This window comes from Micromonospora sp. DT44, assembly GCF_049841635.1.
Classification (GTDB): Bacteria; Actinomycetota; Actinomycetes; order Mycobacteriales; family Micromonosporaceae; genus Micromonospora.
On sequence record NZ_JBNCKS010000197.1, the window covers coordinates 1 to 310 of the forward strand.

The 310-nt window shown below is 54.2% G+C and carries 1 protein-coding gene; it reads right to left on the minus strand.

The genetic code is table 11. The features are described from left to right. A partial coding sequence (locus ACLQ25_RS32885) for a hypothetical protein (RefSeq protein WP_425734619.1) occupies positions 1–292 on the minus strand: 292 nt, incomplete at its 3' end. Positions 293–310: the final 18 nt, after the last annotated feature.

Here is a 310-nt window from a genome sequence, read left to right on the forward strand (position 1 = left end):
CACTACTGAACTTGGCAGCGCTGGGCGCGACCGCCTTCGCCACGTCGCCGATCGCTCCGCAACCCTCCAAAAAATCCCTCACGTACTGGGGCATGTCACCGGGAATCTGCCTACCCTCCTGCCGCCAATTATAAAGATCTTTTCCGAGGTGTACCAAAACCCCGTTGGTGGCCCACCTCTGGTAATCTGCCGAAGGGGCTGTCAGCAGATTTTCTTGGCCATCTCTGTAGTAGTCTCGTGCTATCTCGTCGAACGCTACCCACTCTTCTTCGGTTCTTTTTTTATAAACCATGAGACGTCCTCTCTGTTC